Source organism: Kitasatospora sp. GP82 (genome assembly GCF_029892105.1).
GTDB lineage: Bacteria > Actinomycetota > Actinomycetes > Streptomycetales > Streptomycetaceae > Kitasatospora.
In genome coordinates, this window is sequence record NZ_JARZAJ010000005.1 from 73,359 (window position 1) to 90,837 (window position 17,479).

Consider the following 17,479-nt stretch of genomic DNA (forward strand, 5'->3'; position numbering starts at 1 on the left):
CGCCCGAACGGCGACGGCACGTACGGCCACTAGAAGCCGCCCCGGCTGCCGAGGTCGGGGTTGCCGACCTCGACGCTGCTGCCGGTGCGGGTGTCCTTCGGGGTCAGAGAGACCGTGATCTTGTGGCTGCGCTGGTGGGAGATGCCTGCCTCGGTGTCGGCGGAGAGGACCCAGGCCTTGATACCGCCCTTGCCTCTGGCCTCGCGCTTCAGCTCGACGTTGAAGTCCAGTTGGACCGTCCCGACTTCGAACTGGATCTCCTGCCCTGCGCCCCTGGCGGCCGCGTCGAGGAGTTGCTGCCGTACCGCCTCGATGGCGTCGGCCAGTTCGATCCGCGCTTCCATCTGCTGCCCCTGTCTCCCTTGTAGTGCACTGGAGTTGAGGCTAGAGGAGGGCGAGGAACGCCGCCATGGCCTCCGTGATCTCCTTGGCCGTCCAGTCCAGGGCCTCGGCGGCGACGGTGACCTCGATCATCGAGTGTCCGGCGAGGCCGGGCAGGCCGGGTTCGCTCCAGCCCCAGAAGAGGGCGAGGCCCTCTTCCTCGGCGAGGCGCAGGCCGGCCTCGTCCAGGTCCTTCGCGGGGTGCGGGAGCCAGAGTTGGAACTGGTGGGTGTGCGGGGGCTCCGGGAAGACCCGGGCGCCGGGGACTTCGGCGAGGGCGGCGGCGACGGTTCTGGCGTGCGCCACGTATGCGTCCAGGCGCGGGAGTTCACTGCCCAGTCCGGCAAGGGCGGCCAGCGCGGCGGGCCACTGCTGGAAGAGCTGGCCGCCGTACCGGTGGCGCCAGGAGCGGGCCTCGCGGACGAAGTCCTCGGGTCCCGCGAGGGCGGCACCGCTGATGCCGCCGAGGGTCTTGTAGAAGGAGACGTACACCGAGTCGGCCAGGTCGGCGATCTGGGGCAGGGTGCGGCCCAGGTGCGAGGTGGACTCCCAGAGCCGGGCGCCGTCGAGGTGGACGGCCGCGCCTCGTTCCCTGGCGGCGGCGGTGAGCGAGACCAGCTCGGGCCAGGTCGGCAGCAGGAATCCGACGTCGCGGAGCGGGAGTTCGACCATCAGGGTGCCGAAGTTCTCACCCAGGTCGAGGAGTTCGGTGGCGGTGGGGAGTCTGGGGCCGGTGGTCGGCCAGACGGCGTCCAGGCCGCTCAGCCGGGCGTACGCTCTGCGCTCGTGCACCTCGGTGTGGGCCAGCGGGTGCATCGCCACGGTGTGGTTGCCGCTGCGTTCGGCCCAGATCCGCAGGGCGACCTGCTGGGCCATGGTGCCGGTCGGGAAGAAGAGCGCGTCGGGCTTGCCGAGCAGGTCGGCGACCCGGCCTTCGAGCGTTCGAACAAGCCCGTCGCCGTAGAAGTCGGGGCTCTGGTCGAGGTCGTACACCGCAGCGCCGTCGGTGGACGGCTCGTGCAGTGCGGACAGTGCGGTCAGCCGCTCGCGGATGCTCTGCGGACGTACGCCCGAGAGCAGCCGCTCGCTGCGGCGGAACGCGGCGAACCGGCGCTCGCGCGGGCCGCCGGTGGACGCGGTGTCAGGTTCGTAACCCATCCGCTGATAATCCCCGATCCGGCCCCGGCGCAACATGCCCCGGACACCGACGGTTGCAGGTGATGTGCCCAGGGGCGGGCCGGACAGGGGCGCGGGGCTCACCCTCGGTACGTCAGCGCGGCGGATACAGCGAGTACGCGGGGAAGTTGCCGTACAGCTTCTCGTCCGCGCCCTCGGGGCCGTAGGTGACGGCCCTGACCAGGAGGTCGCCGCCGACGAAGGCGCCTTTCCAGGACGCGCCGAGACCGCCGAAGACCTCCTCGCGGTCGCCCCGGCTGCGCGGCCTGTTGATGCCGATCTTGAAGGCGTGCAGGTCGGGGGCGATCCGGTCGGCGAAGGCGAGGTCGTCGGTGGCGAGCGAGGCGACCAGCGAGCCGTTGCCCGCGTTCATCGCGGCGAGCAGCTCGGCCTCGGTGTCCACCAGGACGATGGAGTCCAGCGGGCCGAAGGGCTCGGAGTGGTGCAGGGCCCAGTTGGCGGGCGGGTCGAGGACGGCGGCGGGCGCGAGATAGGCGTCGAGGGACTGACCGGCCAGGAAGTGGCCGTCGGCGAGGCTCCCCCGGTGCAGCGGGACGGCCCGTCCTGCCACGGCGGCGTCGAACCCGGCGCGGAGCTCGGCGGCCTTGGCCGCGTGGATGACCGGCCCGAAGTCGAGGTCCGGCAGCGGGTCCTCGGGGGCGGCGACGGCCAGGGGATGGCCGAACCGCAGACTGCCCAGGACACCGAGGTAGGTCTCCAGGAAGGCCGGGAAGAGCGTGCGCTGGACGACATAGCGGGGGTAGGCGGTACAGCGCTGCTTGGCGTACTCGAAGCCCTTGCGCAGGTGGGCGGCGAGGGTCGGCCAGTCGGTGAAGTCCCAGATGCCCCAGGCGTTGAGGCCCTCCTGCTCCAGGAAGTGCCGGCGGCCGAGGTCGGCGAGGGCGGTCGCGGCCTTGCGGCCGTTGGCCCGGCCGCCGACGAAGGCGAGTGCGCCGAGGCCCTCGGCCCGGATCAGCGCGTCGGCGATCCGGCCGCCCATGCCGGAGAGCAGGGTGACGGGCAGCCCGGCGCGGTGCATCACGGCGTGGGCGAGGGTGAGGCAGTGGAAACCGCCCTGCGAAGGGGTCTTGGCGACCACCGCGTTTCCGGCCAGCAGCTGCACCAGTTCGGCGTGCACCTGGACGCTCATCGGGTAGTTCCAGCTGGCGATGTTGGAGACCGGCCCCGGCAGGGGCCCGCGTTGGACACCACCGGGGCCGTCCAGCTGGCGCTCGATGTTGTCGAGGTACCAGCGGACGCCGTCCAGCGCCCGGTCCGCGTCGGCGCAGGCGAGCCGCCAGGGCTTGCCGATCTCCCAGACCAGCAGCAGGGCGAGCAGGTCGCGCTGCTCGGCGAGGCCGTCCACCGCCGCGGCGACCCGGGCCTTGCGCTCGTCCAGGGGGACCCTTCCCCAGGCCGTGTGCTGCTCGATGGCGAAGGCGACGGCCCGCTGTGCCTCCTCGATGCCGACCCGGGGCGGCCCGGCGATCCGGGTTCCGTCCACGGGTGTGGTGTGTTCGCCGGGGGTGCCGACGGCTCGCCATTCGCCGCGGACCAGGTTGAGCAGCCGGTCGGGGGCGAAGGCTTCGGGCGCGGTCCGTACGCAGCGGGCGTACGTCTCGTCCCAGGATGTGCCGGGCTTGAGCTGCGGTGCCGTCATGGGGAGGTCCTCCGGTCGGGGAAGGGGTGCTCGAACAGGACGGGTGCTGCCGTGGTACGGCCAGCGTGGCACGAGGGGGCCGAGGGGGAACAGCAGGCGGGTCGGTACCGGGTCGGTGGAACTGTGTCGCGGTTCACGCTTCCGGGCCCGAAAAGCCGGGCAGCCGACCACCGTTCGGACACCTCGGGTGGCGATTGTCACAGCCCGCAATCCCGGTACGAGGCCCGGTAGTAGCCGGGCACTGCCCTCCTGGGCCATGAAACGGCCCGGCCGTCCGGGACTTCGGTCCCACCCGCGAGCCAGCCGAGTCCCGCGGAGCGGATGATCCAATCGAAAGATCATCGAGCGGAGCGTCCGGAGATCGCCGGGCGTGGGGACTACATGCCGTAGTAGGTCGTGGGTTTTGGGTCTCCCGCCGTGGCGGCTTAGATCTGTCTGTCCCCAGCCCGACGAGCCTCAGCGGCCCCGTTGCGGGCTGCTCCCGTCCCTGAGGTGCTGCACCCGATGCCTTCCCGCCATACCGTCCGCCGCAGGCTTGCCGAAGCGATCAGCGCCGGAAGCGCCACCACGGCGATCGGCACCCGCAGGCTCGCCGACGCGATCAGTGCCGGAAGTGCCACCGCCGAGGCCGGCGCCCGCAGGCTCTCCCGTGCGGTCGACGCCCGCACGCCCGACCGCCTCCGCCCGGCCGTCCGGTGGGTGCAGGAACGCCGGGCGGTGGCGGCCTGGAGCGGCGCCACCGCGGTGGCCTTCGGCGCCCTGCTGCTGCCCGGCAGCGCCGCGGCGCTGACCGTGCACCCCACCACCCCCGGCAGCTCGGCCTTCACCGCACCCGCTGTGCCGTTCCACCAGCCCGCGCTGGTGCAGGTGTCCAAGCCCTCCTCGTACGAGCTGCCGCGTTCGGTCGACGTCCACGAGGCCGTCACGGTGGCGGCCAACCTGGCACCGAGCACCGCCGGGGCCCCCGAACCCGCCGCCGGACCCGCCGCCGAAACGGCCGCTCCCGCACCGGCCCCCGCGTCCGCACCTGCCTGGTCCGCCCCGGCCCCGGGCGCGTCGATCAGCAACCCGTTCGGCAAGCTCAACCGGTCGTACGCCGCCGGCTACCACACCGGTGTGGACTTCGCGGTGTCTCCCGGTACGCCGCTGCTCGCGGTCGGCCGGGCCACCGTGGTCTCGGCCGCCTGGGACGGCGCATACGGCAAGGAGGTCGTGCTGCGGCTGGCGGACGGCCACTTCGCCCAGTACGCGCACATGTCCTCGCTGGAGGTGAACGCCGGACAGGCGGTGTCGGCGGGTCAGGAGATCGGCCGCTCCGGCACCACCGGGAACTCCACCGGGCCGCACCTGCACTTCGAGATCCGCAGCGCCAACCGGTACGCGGCGGTCGTGGACCCGATCGCCTACCTCTCGGCGCACGGGGTCAGCGACTTCTGAGCCCGTTCCTCGCACGGCGCCCCCTCCGCTTCTCCCGGCGGAGGGGGCGCAGTGTTTCTCGCGGTGTTTCTCGCGGCGTTTCTCGCGGTGCTTCTCGCGGCGGAGGGGGCGGTGCGTCAGACGTCCGAGGGCTCGATCCTGGCGGCGATCTCCAGTGCGACCGTCAGGGCGGCCTTCATCGCCTCCTCCACCGTCGAGACCTTGGGCTCGCTGCCTTCGAACCCGCCGGCGACGGACTCCTTGACCAGGAAGAAGGCGGAGTTGATCGAGAACAGCGCCATGGTGGCCCGGAGCCGGTCCGGGAAGGTAGCGTCGGGTCCCTGGACCAGGCGGATCATCGCCAGCATCCGGTCCTTGAACTCCAGCCCGGCCTTCGAGTCGCGCAGAGCGGGCTGGTTCTCGTGGAAGAAGCGCAGCAGGGGTGCCCGCGAGGCCATCCCGGCCGCGAATCGACGGACCAGTTCGTCCCGCAGTTCCGGTGACCACTCCCGCTCCTGGCCCCAGACGATCACCTCGTCGATCGGCGCGGCCATGCTCTCGACGATGCCGTGGACGATGTCGTCCTTGGTCTTGAAGTGGTAGTAGAGGGCGGCCTTGGTGACCCCGAGCCGGTCGGCGATCTCGCGGAGCGAGGTCTTCTCGTACCCCTGTTCCGAGAAGAGCTCCAGCGCCACGTCGAGGATCCGCGCCCGGGTGTCGGTGCGGGGGCTCTGCGTCGTACTCATGCCGTACTGGCCTGCCTTGTGACTGCGGTGGTGGGGCGGTCGCACGCCGGTTGCGGCGTACCCCTCGGGCTGCATTCTCCCTGCCCAGGGGCGGTCCGCCGAAACTGGCTTGACGCCCGGCTAGTACACAACCTACCGTGCCAGCTGACGATTCACTAGCCGGTCGTCAAGTAAGTGGATCGGAAACCCCGCCACCACGGGGCCCCGGGCCCGACGGCCGGCGCCGCGCTTCTGGGAGACGCACCATGTCACAACAGCAGGTCGAGGCTTCGGCGGACCGACCACCGACCGCCGAGGGGGCGACCGAGCCCGCGCCGAGGTCACACCGCGAGATTCGCCTGGTGATGATCGGCCTGGCGGTCGCGATGCTGCTGGCGATGCTCGACAACCTGATCGTCGGCACCGCGATGCCGACGATCGTCGGCGATCTGGGCGGCGCCGAGCACCTGTCCTGGGTGGTCACCTCGTACACCCTGGCCACCGCCGCCTCCACCCCGATCTGGGGCAAGCTCGGCGACCTCTACGGCCGCAAGGGCACCTTCCTCACCTCGATCGTGATCTTCCTGCTGGGCTCGGCGCTCTCCGGCCTCTCGCAGAGCATGACCCAGCTGATCGCGTTCCGCGCCGTCCAGGGCCTGGGCGCCGGCGGTCTGATGGTCGGCGTGATGTCGATCATGGGCGCGCTGGTCCCGCCGCGCGACCGCGGCAAGTACCAGGGCATGTTCGCCGCCGTGATGGCCCTCGCCACCATCGGCGGTCCGCTGGTCGGCGGCTTCATCACCGACCACCTGAACTGGCACTGGACCTTCTACATCAACCTGCCGCTCGGCCTGGTCGCGCTCGCGTTCATCGTGGTCACCCTGAAGCTGCCCAAGGTCCGCTCCAACGCCAAGATCGACTACGTCGGCGCGATCCTGCTCACCGCCGGCATCACCTCGCTGGTCCTGATCACAACCTGGGGCGGCCAGCAGTACGCCTGGGGCTCGAAGCAGATCCTCGGCCTGGCCGCGCTCGCCGTCGCCTCGCTGATCGCCTTCTGCTACGTCGAGCAGCGGGTCGACGAGCCGATGCTCCCGCTCGGCCTGTTCCGCAACCGCAACTTCGCCATGGTCTCGCTGATCGGCTTCATCGTCGGTTTCGCGATGTTCGGCGCCGTCACCTTCCTGCCGCTCTACCAGCAGACCGTGCAGGGCGCCTCGGCGACCAACTCCGGCCTGCTGCTGATGCCGATGATGTTCGGCATGCTGGTGGTCTCGCTGGTGGTCGGCCAGGTCGTCACCAAGACCGGCAAGTACCGGATCTTCCCGATCATCGGCACCGTCGTGATGGGTGGCGGCTCGCTGCTGCTCTCCACCCTCTCCACCGACACCAGCCGGTTCACCTCCTCCTGCTACATGGTGGTGCTCGGCGCCGGCATGGGCTTCCTGATGCAGATCACCATGCTGGTCGCCCAGAACAGCGTGGAGCTCAAGGACATGGGCGTGGCCAGCTCCACCGCCACCCTGTTCCGGACCATCGGCGGCTCCTTCGGTGTCGCCCTGTTCGGCGCCCTCTTCAACAACCGGGTCACCGCGACCATGAAGGAGCGCCTGCCGAACCAGCCCGCCGGGGCCAAGGGCGGCGGCATGAGCCAGACCAGCCCGGAGGCCCTGCGCGCGCTCCCGGCCCCCGTCCAGGACGCGTACCACCACGCCGTCTCCAACGGCATCCACACCGTCTTCCTTTGGGGCGCCGTGGTCAGCGTCGTCGCCGTCGCGGCCTCGCTCTTCCTGCGCGAGGTCCCGCTGCGGGGCGCCGGCAAACCGTCGCCCGAGCAGTCCATGGAGGCCGCGGCGGTCTGACCGACCGCACTGGGCACCCGATCAGCCAGGCAGCGCCTCAGGTGGTACCTCGCTGATCGGGCGCCCAAAGTGCTAAAGAGCGCCCGGTCGTTCGCGCAGTTCACCGCGCCCCTCTTGCGCTCCTCGCGTGCGAAAGCGCTACTGCGGGAGGCGGTACACGCCGGGGGCGACCGGCTCGACCAGGCCGTCCGCGACCAGGCCGTCCAGCGCCCGCGCCCGCTGCACGGCCTCGGGCCAGACCGCGTCCAGCCGCGCCTGCGGCACCTCGCCGTGCGCCTCCCGCAGAACGGCCAGCAGCTTGCCCCGCACCTGCCGGTCCGTGCCCTCGTACGACTGGCCGCGCCGCGCCGGGCCCTCGTACGGCGGCCGGCCCGCACGCTGCCAGGCGCAGTGGCGCAGCAGCGGACACGCCTCGCACTCGGGGCTGCGGGCGGTACAGACCAGTGCGCCGAGCTCCATCACGCCGACCGCCCAGGTGGCGGCGGTCTCGGCGGTGGCGGGCAGGTACTCGGTCGCGGTACGGCGCTCGGCGGCGGTGGTCGCCTGGGCGGGGTACTCGACGCCCGTCACGGCGCGGGCGAAGACCCGGCGGACGTTGGTGTCCAGCACCACGTGCCGCTGCCGGAAGGCGAAGGAGGCGACGGCGGCGGCCGTGTACTCGCCGACCCCGGGCAGCGCCAGCAGCGCCGCATGGTCGTCGGGCACCCGGCCGCCGTGCTGCTCGGTGATCGCGACGGCGGCGGCGTGCAGCCGCAGCGCCCGGCGCGGGTAGCCGAGGCGGCCCCACATCCGGACGGCCTCGCCGGGGGCGTCGGTGGCCAGGTCAGCCGGGGTGGGCCAGCGTTCCAGCCAGACGGCGTAGGCGGGGAGGACCCGCTTGACCGGCGTCTGCTGGAGCATGAACTCGCTCACCATGACCGCCCACGGCGAGGCGTCCGGTGTCCGCCAGGGGAGATCGCGGGCGTTGGCCTCGTACCAGTCGAGCACGGTCGAGTGGAGCAGCGGGGCGGGGGTGGAGGTGATGGCAGCCATGACCCTTCGATCCTCCCACGGCCTCGGCCCCGCCGGGTCCGTCTCCCGGCAAGGAGATCACCGGCGGTCCGGCCTTCCCCGATCCGCTCCAGGCTCTGCTTCCGACTCCACGGGCCTCCGCAGGGAACCGTGAAGAAACGGCACACCTTGATCGCCGACGAACGAAACGCATCCCGCCTGCGTCCCTCGTCCGGGGGAAATGACGGATCATGTGAATGAAGCGACGCAGGGGCAGTGTTGATGCATCAACGGGTGCTTGCAGTCTCGTAGAGTTTGCGCGTGCCCTCTCTGCGTCAACCCGTAGGACCGCTGCCGGCGTCGATCTACTGGCGGCGGCGCATTGTCGTGTTCGCCGTCCTCCTCGCCGTGACTGCGCTGGTCGTCTGGCTGGCGGCCGGTCAGGGTGGCGGGGACAAGAGCGCGGACAGGACCGCGCAACCGGCCCCGGCCCAGTCGATCACACCCGGCGCGACCCCGACCGGCCCCGCGATCACCAGCCGCCCCGGCGGTACGGGCGGCGCAGGCGACACGGCCGGTACCGGTGGCGTCTCCGGCGGAGGCGGCGGTGACGTCAGCCTGAGCGGCGGTACGGGCGGCGGCAGCGCCCCGTCCGGCTCCCCGGCCGGCGGCACGGCGGGGACCTCCGGGGGCTCCGGCGGCACCGGTGGCGGGCCCACGCCTCCCATGGTGAACACCGCCGAGGTGATGACCCTCCCGGTCTGCACCGCCTCCCAGGTCACCCTGGAGCTGGCCGGCACCCAGAACTCGTACGAGAGCAAGGACAAGCCTCGTCTCGCGCTGACCGTACGCAACACCTCAGGGGCCAACTGCCGGGTGGACCTTGGCCGCACGGCCTCCGCGATCGTGGTGACCTCGGCCGCCAACGAGCGGATCTGGTCCTCCGCCGACTGCCCGACGGACAAGCAGAGCACCTGGGTGCAGATCGCGGCGGGCACCGGCCTGACCGAGACCTTCACCTGGGACCGCAGCCGCAGCAAGCCGCAGTGCGCCTCCCCGGACGGCTCGACCGCCCAGCCGGGCAACTACCTGGTGCAGGCCACCCTGACCGGACCGTCCGGCGGACCGGTCTCCGCCCGCACCTCGATCCGCCTGGAGGGCTGAGCCTCCGCCGGCCCGGCATCGTGAACGCCGACGGCCGCCTGCCGCGCGAAATGTCGTGCGGCAGACGGCCGTTGAGGTTCACCATGCCGGGCCGGACACACGAAACCCGCCACCGGCGGCGCAATCCCGCCCAGCAGGCCCGACGGGGCGTCAGCCCTCAGACGTAGCGCTCCAGGATGGACGATTCTGCGAGCCGCGACAGCCCCTCGCGCACCGAGCGGGCCCGCGTCTCACCGACGCCTTCGACGGTCTGAAGGTCGTCGATACTGGCGGCGAGCAGCTTCTGCAGCCCGCCGAAGTGCTCGACCAGCCGCTCGATCACGGTGTTGGGCAGGCGCGGGACCTTGGCCAGCAGTCGGTAACCGCGGGGCGAGACCGCCGAGTCCAGCGACTCGGGCGAGCCGGAGTAGCCCAGCGCCTTGGCGACGGTCTGGAGGTCGAGCAGCTCGGCGTGGGTGAGCGCCTCCAGATCGGCCAGCACCTCGGGGACGGTACGGCCCTTCTTGGCGGCCCGCTCGGGGAAGTAGTCGCGGGCGACCAGCTCGCGCTCCGGCTCCACGCCCGCGATCAGCTCGTCCAGCTGGAGCGAGAGCAGTCGGCCGTCGGTACCGAGCTCCAGGACGTACCCGGCGATCTCGGCGGCGATCAGCCGGACCATCTCCAGGCGCTGGACCACGGCGGCGACGTCCCGGACGGTGACCAGGTCCTCGATCTCCAGCGCGGAGAGGGTGCCGGCGACCTCGTCCAGGCGGAGCTTGTAGCGCTCCAGCGTGGCCAGCGCCTGGTTTGCGCGGGAGAGCACGGTGGTGGAGTCCTCCAGCACCCGGCGGGTGCCGTTGACGTACATCGCGATCAGGCGCATCGAGTGCGAGACGGCGACCACGGGGAAGCCGGTCTGACGGTTGACCCGCTCGGCCGTGCGGTGGCGGGTGCCCGTCTCGTCGGTGGGGATGTCCGAGTCGGGCATCAGGTGCACACCGGCTCGGACGATCTTGGTGATGTCCTTGTCCAGCACCACCGCGCCGTCCAGCTTGCACAGCTCACGCAGTCTGGTCGCGGAGAACTCGACGTCGAGGACGAAGCCGCCGGTACAGAGCGATTCGACGGTCCGGTCGAAGCCCAGCACCACCAGGCCGCCGGTGTTGGCCCGCAGGACTCGCTCCAGGCCGTCGCGCAGCGGGGTACCCGGTGCGATGGCTAGAAGGGAAGCCCGCAGCAGGGCCTCTTCGCGGGGGGACTTGTCCGCCCGGTCGCTGGCTGCCACGTGACTTCCTCCGGTCGCCCCGGACCGTGTGGCGTGGCGCCCGACGGTCTGTCGCTGCTCATTTATTGCACTTCGTGCCAATTGGACAGGGCAAAGTCTAACTGTGCACGGCAATATCGGAGCCGGGGTCAGACCAGTTCGTCCGAGTCCACCGGCTCCCAGCCTGCCATCAACTCGTCCGGGTAGGCCGCGACGGCGGGCGCCGTGGCCGAACGCGCAGCCGAACGCCCTTGGCCGGCAGTGCCGTTGCCGCCCGGGGGCGCCACACCGTGGCCTGCGTCCGCCTTCGGCCGGGCGGCCCGGCGGCGCCCTGGAATGGCCCGCAGCGCCTCACCGATGTCGGCGACCTCCACCACCTTCATGCCGGGCGGCACCTTGCCCGGGTCCGGCGGGACCAGCGCGTGGGTGAAGCCCAGCCGGTGCGCCTCGGCGAGCCGCCGCTGCACGCCCGTCACCCGGCGGACCTCACCGGCCAGACCGACCTCGCCGATCGCCACCAGGTTGCTCGGCAGCGGCGTGTCGGAGGAGGAGCTGGCCACGGCGAGCGCGATGGCCAGGTCGGCGGAGGGCTCGGTGAGCTTCACGCCGCCGACCGTCGCGGTGTAGATGTCCTGCTTGCCGAGCTTGACGCCGCCGTGCCGCTCGACCACCGCCAGGATCATGGCGATCCGGGGCGACTCCAGACCCGAGGTCGTCCGGCGCGGCGAGGGGATCTGCGAATCCACCATCAGCGCCTGCACCTCGGCGACCAGCGGACGGCGCCCCTCCAGAGTGACCGTCAGACAGGTTCCGGGGACCGGCTTGTCACGGCGCGTCAGAAAGAGGCCGGACGGATCGACCAGCCCCTCGATGCCCTCGTCGTGCAGCTCGAAGCAGCCGACCTCGTCGGTGGCGCCGTAGCGGTTCTTGACTCCCCGGATGATGCGCAGCCGGGCGTGCCTGTCCCCCTCGAAGCTCAGCACCACGTCGACCAGGTGCTCCAGCAGGCGGGGGCCGGCGATCTGGCCGTCCTTGGTGACATGGCCGACCAGCAGGGTGGCCATCCCCCGCTCCTTGGAGGCGCGGATCAGCGAGCCCGCCACCTCACGGACCTGCGCCGGGCCGCCGGGCGCGCCGTCCAGCTCGGCGGAGGCGATCGTCTGCACCGAGTCCAGGATCAGCAGCCCCGGATTGACGGCCTCGATATGGCCGAGGACCGCGCCCAGATCGGACTCGGCGGCGAGGTAGAGGTGGTCGGAGAGCGCGTTGATCCGGTCGGCACGCAGCCTGACCTGCCCGGCCGACTCCTCACCGGTGACATAGAGCGTGCGGTGCTGCGCGCTCGCCGCCTTGGCCGCGACGTCGAGCAGCAGGGTGGACTTGCCGACACCGGGCTCGCCCGCGAGCAGCACCACCGCGCCGGGGACGATCCCGCCGCCGAGCACCCGGTCCAGCTCGGGCACCCCGGTGGTGCGGGCGGTGGCGACCTGGCCGTCCACCTGGCCGATCGGCTTGGCGGGCGCGCTGACCGGGCCTGCGGCTGTCATCCGGATCGGCACCGCGCCGTACTCCTCGACGGTGCCCCAGGCGTTGCACTCGGGGCACCGGCCGACCCACTTGGGCAGCTGGTTGCCGCACTCGGTGCAGCGGTACGCCGGGCGCGGCTTGGCGGTGGTCTTGGTGCGGGCAGCCATGGCGCCAACCGTAGCCGGTGGGTACGACAGGGCGGGACAGCCGCCGGAGACCGCCTGGACCGCCCGGATCGTCTTCCCGCCGTCCGAAGCCGTGGTCACCCTGGAGGGCAGCCCCCGGCAGCGTGGGGGCTCACCGAGTCCCTCGCCCACCCCGAGCAGCACCCCGACCACCGCCCCGACCGCCACTCCACCGACCGCAACCCCGGCCCCGACCGCGGCCCCGACCGGCTCGGGGCCCGCCCCCGCCCACTAGGCCCGCACCCCGGGACCGTGCAGGGCCGTCCCCGCGCAACGGCACACCTGTCAGGCCGTCAGCCCGGAGATCGCGTCACCGACGTACTTCGCCCCCAGGACGACCAGCAGCACCGTCAGGATCGCCGAGTTGTGGGTGGACATCCACGCCTTCCACTCGCCGAGGAGCTTCATCGACCGCTCGCCGCCCAGCAGCCGGACGGCGAGCGGCAGCAGCGCACACAGCGACCCCACCAGCACCATCAGCGCCACGGCGACGGCCTTGCCGCCCGCGCCGCCGCCACTGGTGGCGATCGAGACCGCGCCGCCGATCGCCAGCACCAGGTTCTTCGGGTTGGCACCGACCAGGACGGCCGCCAGGCCCGCCGACCGTCCCGGGGTGAAGCGGTCGATCGCCCGCATCCATCCGGGCGGGCTGTGCACATGGCCCTCGCGCGGACGATTCCGCCACTGCCTGGCGCCGAGGACCAGCAGGAGCACGCCTACCGCCAGCCTGACCCACCAGGACCAGGCCGGTCCCGGCCCTCCCGTGTCCAGCCCCGAGTCCGCCGGCACGACCGCCGTGACCACCGCCGTGACCACCGCCGTGACCACCGCCGTGACCACCGCCGCCAGCGTCGCCGCCCAGCCGAGCGTGAAGGCGGTGCCGTTGACGCGGCCGCGCGGCGTGGCCAGCATCATGATCACCGCGACCAGCGACACCGGGCTGATCGCGATACCGACCGCCGGGGCCAGCATCTGTCCGATCGCCTCACCCATCGCCCAGTCTCCTTCGCGGGCAGTCTCCTCCGCGGGGCACGAACCCGCACGCCCGGGCCTGGACCCTCCGGCAGTCGGGGCCTCGGGTCAGCGCGGTTCGATCGGGGGCAGCCGGTACGAGCCGTCCAGTACGGCGGCCCTGGGCTGGTACATCCGCAGGATCGGCCGGAACTCGCCCGCCGGGGTGGGCAGCCAGTTCGCCACCTCGGCCGGGTTGTCGGGGCGTCGGTGCTGGAGGACGAGGGTGAGCGAACCGTCCTCCCCGTACGACAACCCCTGGGTCCGGTCGCCGATCGAGTAGCGGCCGATCGGGTTCTCCACCAGGCGGTAGTCGGGGACGTCGTAGACGGTGATCGACCAGAAGGCGTCGACCGGCGGCAGGTGGTCGAGGCGCAGGGTGTACGAGCGGGCGCCGGTGAGCGGCTTGCCCTCGGCATCGTCGTAGGTGATGGCGTAGGCCGCCTCGTACGCGTGGTTGCCCCAGAGGCCGATGCGGGCGGCGGCCGCGCGGGTCAGGTAGGCCGCCCGGCGGTCGGCGGTCCGCCAGTCGCGGGAGGCCACGGTCCCCGGGCCGAAGTAGTCGAGGTTGTAGTCGAAGAGGTGGAGGTTGGCGCTCCACTCTCCGGCGGGGTGGTCCTCGGTCGGTCTGGTCGCGGCCTCGACCCGCTCCCGGCCGGCCTCCAGGCCCTTGGCCAGTGCCGTCGCCCACTCCGGCGCGGGGGCGAGATACGGGGAGGTCCCGGCGTCCAGCAGACCGAGCGGGGCGAAGCGCTGCTGGTAGGCCACGTCGGCCTCGGCGGGCGGGAAGGCGGCCATCCACACCCGTAGTTGTTCGAGGAAGCGCAGGTCCTCGCGGACGTCCGGGTCGGGCTCGGGCAGCGAGGCGTACACCCCACCGGCTTCCAGTGGCGTGAGGGTGAGCTGCCGCTGGAGGTCGAGCACCCGGGGCAGGTCCGACGGTCCGTCGCAGGCGTGGCGGCCGACGATGGTCGCCACGGTGGTCGGCGAGACGATCACCTGGACGTCCTCGGAGGGTGTGCCGTGCCAGTGCGGCGGGGTGATCAGCCAGGTCTGTGCAGCGGTGCCGGTGGAACGGCGGCCGAGGTAGGCGAAGTTGTTGGTCCAGGCGTCCACGAACTGGAGGACGTAGTAGTCACCCCTGCTGTCGGGGACGTGCAGCAGGACTGGGCCGCCGGAGAGGTCGAGCTGGGCGATGGAGTAGAGCGTGTCGTTGTTGACCGAGGCGAACTCGGTGCGGGCGGTGGCCAGTTCCCGTGCGTGGGCGAAGCGGTTGAAGGGCGTGGCAGGCAGGCCACTGCCCAGGCCGCGCCTCACGAAGGCATCGACCCTGGTGAGGTCGCGGACCATCGGGCTGCCGTAGACGTAGGCATCGGCCGCCAACGCCTCCAGGGTGGCATCGGACATGCGAGACTCCTCCCAGTAACAAATCTGACATGGCGTCACCTGCCGTACGCGGTCAGCCGTGCATGCCGAGCTGCGGGCACTGCCAGCGGCCGTCGAGCACCTGCGGCTCCGGGCCGTACACCCGGATCACGGCGGCGAACGGGCCGTCGGGGGCGGGCAGCCAGTTCGCCGCCTCGGCCGGGTCGGCGGGGCGTTCGCGCCGGATGTGCAGGGTGAGACCGCCGTCCGCGTCGTGCACCAGGCCGGGGGTGCGGTCGCCGATCGAGTAGCGTCCGAGGGGGTTGGCCGCCAACTGGCGCTCGGGCAGCCCATACACGGCGACGGACCAGAAGAACCTGGCCGGTGGCAGGTGCCCGGCCGGGAAGTGGACGGTGTAGTCGTGCTCGGCGGCATCAGGCGGGCGGTTGCCCTGCTCGTCGCAGTGAAGGCCGGTGGACCAGGCCTCCTCGCCGGGCAGCCCGTACGGCCTCTTCCGGGCACCCACCGCGCGGGCCAGGTAGTCGCTGCCGATCTGGGCACGAGTGCCGAACCAGCCGACCGATTCGGGCTCGGCAGCCTCGGCCGCCAGCCGGGCCCGGCCGTCCGCGATGCCCTGCTGCATCGCCTCACGGATGTCCAGCGCCAGTACGGCCGGTTCGAAGTCCCCTGATCCGATGCCCAGTTCGGCCAGACGACTGCGCAGGTTCGCTTCGGCGGGCAGCACCGGGAAGAACCCGAGCAGGAAGTCCAGGAAGACGAAGAACTCCAGCGTCTCCAGCACTTCCTCCCGCCAGACCGGCCAGAGCGGCTCGGGCGCGGCGGGCGGCGGCGGGGTTCCGAGGTGGATGCTGAGCGGCTTGAGGACGTACTGCGACTGGATCCGGCGCAGCGCGGGTACGTCCTGCGGTCCCGCGAGGTGCGTCCGCCCGACGATGCCGACCAGTTCGGTGCCGGCGCGCAGCACGCCGTCGAAGCCCTGACGGCCGTCACCGACGAAGTGCGGGCCCGCGATCAGGTAGCGGCCCGCCGCCTGGCCGGTGGTGCGGGAGCCGATGAAGCCGACGTAGGAGGTGTCCAGGTCGTGCACCGGAAGGACGTGGTAGCGGTCCATCGCCGGGACCTCGATCACCCACGGCTCCGCTCGCAGGTCCAACCAGGCCCAGGAGTACGGGGTGTCGGCGTCGGGTGCCGCGAGGTTGGCATCCGACGGGCTCAAGGGGTCCGAGCAGTGGCGGAAGACGCCGAAGCCGCCGACGAAGCGCGGATCCGCGTCGTCGATGGCCTGCGGGTACATGGTCCGGTAGTTCTCCAGCAGGGCGTAGCCCCAGATCCACGCCTCGGCGGCGGTCTCCCTGATCGTCGCCGGGTCGACGAGCGCCGGGTTGCCCATGCTGCTGCACTCCCCACTGCCTGGTCACACCTACGGCCGGTCAGCTGACCGGCCGGTGAGCCATTCGGACATTACAGTACAAAGGGGACGCTAGGGGCGGTGCCCAGCCATGGCACGCCGGAGGCGCGGCCGGACGCTCCGGGAGCAGCCGCCGAGCGCTTCACCGGGACGCCTCGCCGCACCTCGCCGGAACGACACGCCGCAGTCCGCCAGGAGTGAACGGGATCCGCTGGTGGTGAACGGCCGTATTCAGAAAGGCTCCTGGGGGATCAGGCTGAGCACCATGAATATCCTCGTACTCGGCGGCTCGTCCTTCCTCGGACGGGCCTGTGTCTGGGAAGCGCTCCACCGCGGCCACCGGGTCACCACCTTCAACCGAGGTGTGTCCGGCCCCGACCAGCCCGGCGTCGAGGCCGTCCGGGGCGACCGGAACTCCGCCGCCGACCTGGAGCGGCTGATCGACGGCCGGCTATGGGACGCGGTGGTGGACACCTCCGGCCAGCAGCCCGCCGCCGTTGCCCTCTCCGCCCGCCTGCTGCGGCCGCACACCGACCACTACAGCTTCGTCTCGTCCATCCACGCCTTCTCCGACTGGCCCGCCCTGCCGGTGAGCGAGGGCTCCCCCACCCACCCCTGCCCGGCCGACACCCCGCCCGACCAGCCGCCCGCGAACGAGCTCAAGGCCGGGTGCGAACGCGCACTGCTGGAACACTTCGGCGCCGAGCGGTCAGTGATCCTCAACTGCGGCCTGCTGATCGGCCCGTACGAGAACATCGGCCGCCAGCCCTGGTGGCTGGAGCGGATCGCACAGGGCGGCCAGGTGATCGCCCCCGGCGACCCGGGCCGCGCCATGCAGCTGATCGACGCCCGCGACTTCGCGGCCTTCGGTCTTGACCTGGTGGAACGCGGCGCCACCGGCCGGTACGTGACCACGGCGCCGGCCGGCTCGACCACCATGGGCGAGTGGCTGGCCGCGTGCGTGGAGGCCACGGGATCGGCGGCCGAGCTGGTCTGGGTCGATGAGGAGCAGCTGCTCGCAGCCGAGGTCCAGCCCTGGACCGAACTGCCGCTCTGGTCCCCCGACAAGCCCGAGTGGCAGGCCATCTGGCTCGCCGACACCACCCGTGCCCAGGCCGCCGGGCTGACCTGCCGCCCGGTCGCCGAGTCCGTCCGGGACACCTGGGCCTGGATCCAGGAGCGCGGCCCCCGGGAGAAGCCCTACGCCCAGGGGAGCGTCCCGCTCGGGATCGAGCCGGAGAAGGAGCGCAAGCTGCTGGACCGGGCAGCGGGCTGACCGCCGCCGACCGGAACGCCGCTGCCGAGGCCGGACTTCGACCGTCCGTCCCCGCCGGCGGCGGTCAGC

General features: G+C 72.0%; 15 protein-coding genes. 5 read left to right on the forward strand and 10 right to left on the reverse strand.

The features are described 5' to 3' along the window. Positions 1-29: 29 nt before the first annotated feature. From P3T39_RS06900 to P3T39_RS06910, 3 genes are all read right to left on the reverse strand, one after another. On the reverse strand, positions 30-344 hold the full coding sequence (locus tag P3T39_RS06900; protein ID WP_280696454.1) for a trypco2 family protein: 315 nt from the start codon (positions 342-344) through the stop codon (positions 30-32). A 40-nt stretch (positions 345-384) separates the two neighbouring features. Next, positions 385-1,539: a beta-eliminating lyase-related protein gene (locus P3T39_RS06905; RefSeq protein WP_280696455.1), complete on the reverse strand. Its 1,155-nt coding sequence runs from the start codon at positions 1,537-1,539 to the stop codon at positions 385-387. Positions 1,540-1,651: 112 nt separating this feature from the next. Then, on the reverse strand, positions 1,652-3,217 hold the full coding sequence (locus tag P3T39_RS06910; RefSeq protein ID WP_280696456.1) for an aldehyde dehydrogenase family protein: 1,566 nt from the start codon (positions 3,215-3,217) through the stop codon (positions 1,652-1,654). Between the two features lie 504 nt (positions 3,218-3,721). On the opposite strand from P3T39_RS06910, the gene P3T39_RS06915 reads away from it, so the two are divergent. After that, positions 3,722-4,654: a M23 family metallopeptidase gene (locus P3T39_RS06915; RefSeq protein WP_280696457.1), complete on the forward strand. Its 933-nt coding sequence runs from the start codon at positions 3,722-3,724 to the stop codon at positions 4,652-4,654. Between the two features lie 116 nt (positions 4,655-4,770). On the opposite strand, the gene P3T39_RS06920 is transcribed toward P3T39_RS06915, so the two are convergent. Then, positions 4,771-5,379 carry a TetR/AcrR family transcriptional regulator gene (locus P3T39_RS06920; RefSeq protein WP_280696458.1) on the reverse strand — a complete coding sequence of 203 codons (609 nt, stop codon included), beginning with the start codon at positions 5,377-5,379 and terminating at the stop codon, positions 4,771-4,773. Positions 5,380-5,723: 344 nt separating this feature from the next. On the opposite strand from P3T39_RS06920, the gene P3T39_RS06925 reads away from it, so the two are divergent. Further along, the gene (locus tag P3T39_RS06925; protein ID WP_280696618.1) at positions 5,724-7,220 is read left to right on the forward strand and encodes an MDR family MFS transporter; all 1,497 of its coding nucleotides are present in this window, start codon (positions 5,724-5,726) and stop codon (positions 7,218-7,220) included. 138 nt (positions 7,221-7,358) lie between these two features. On the opposite strand, the gene P3T39_RS06930 is transcribed toward P3T39_RS06925, so the two are convergent. Then, entirely contained in the window at positions 7,359-8,252 is an 894-nt protein-coding gene (locus P3T39_RS06930) for an A/G-specific adenine glycosylase (RefSeq protein WP_280696459.1), read from the reverse strand. A gap of 279 nt (positions 8,253-8,531) precedes the next feature. On the opposite strand from P3T39_RS06930, the gene P3T39_RS06935 reads away from it, so the two are divergent. Next, a complete protein-coding gene (locus tag P3T39_RS06935; RefSeq protein WP_280696460.1) occupies positions 8,532-9,374 on the forward strand; it encodes a hypothetical protein in 843 nt (280 codons plus the stop codon). A 157-nt stretch (positions 9,375-9,531) separates the two neighbouring features. On the opposite strand, the gene disA is transcribed toward P3T39_RS06935, so the two are convergent. Then, positions 9,532-10,590, reverse strand: coding sequence for a DNA integrity scanning diadenylate cyclase DisA (disA, locus tag P3T39_RS06940; RefSeq protein WP_280696619.1), 1,059 nt, complete (start codon positions 10,588-10,590; stop codon positions 9,532-9,534). Between the two features lie 176 nt (positions 10,591-10,766). Further along, positions 10,767-12,311 carry a DNA repair protein RadA gene (radA, locus tag P3T39_RS06945; protein WP_280696461.1) on the reverse strand — a complete coding sequence of 515 codons (1,545 nt, stop codon included), beginning with the start codon at positions 12,309-12,311 and terminating at the stop codon, positions 10,767-10,769. On the opposite strand from radA, the gene P3T39_RS06950 reads away from it, so the two are divergent. Continuing rightward, positions 12,310-12,564 (forward strand): hypothetical protein, encoded by a 255-nt coding sequence (locus P3T39_RS06950; protein WP_280696462.1) that lies wholly within the window; start codon positions 12,310-12,312, stop codon positions 12,562-12,564. The two genes, radA and P3T39_RS06950, sit on opposite strands and share 2 nt — an antisense overlap. Positions 12,565-12,614: 50 nt before the next feature. Here P3T39_RS06950 and P3T39_RS06955 read toward each other — a convergent pair whose 3' ends face one another. The 3 genes from P3T39_RS06955 to P3T39_RS06965 form a co-directional block, all read right to left on the reverse strand. Continuing rightward, positions 12,615-13,322, reverse strand: a complete 708-nt coding sequence (locus tag P3T39_RS06955; RefSeq protein ID WP_280696463.1) for a GAP family protein — start codon at positions 13,320-13,322, stop codon at positions 12,615-12,617. An 87-nt stretch (positions 13,323-13,409) separates the two neighbouring features. Then, the gene (locus P3T39_RS06960; RefSeq protein ID WP_280696464.1) at positions 13,410-14,747 is read right to left on the reverse strand and encodes a DUF1254 domain-containing protein; all 1,338 of its coding nucleotides are present in this window, start codon (positions 14,745-14,747) and stop codon (positions 13,410-13,412) included. Positions 14,748-14,799: 52 nt separating this feature from the next. Then, entirely contained in the window at positions 14,800-16,116 is a 1,317-nt protein-coding gene (locus tag P3T39_RS06965; RefSeq protein ID WP_280696465.1) for a DUF1254 domain-containing protein, read from the reverse strand. A 283-nt stretch (positions 16,117-16,399) separates the two neighbouring features. On the opposite strand from P3T39_RS06965, the gene P3T39_RS06970 reads away from it, so the two are divergent. Continuing rightward, entirely contained in the window at positions 16,400-17,410 is a 1,011-nt protein-coding gene (locus P3T39_RS06970; protein ID WP_280696467.1) for an NAD-dependent epimerase/dehydratase family protein, read from the forward strand. The last annotated feature ends 69 nt before the right edge of the window (positions 17,411-17,479 follow it).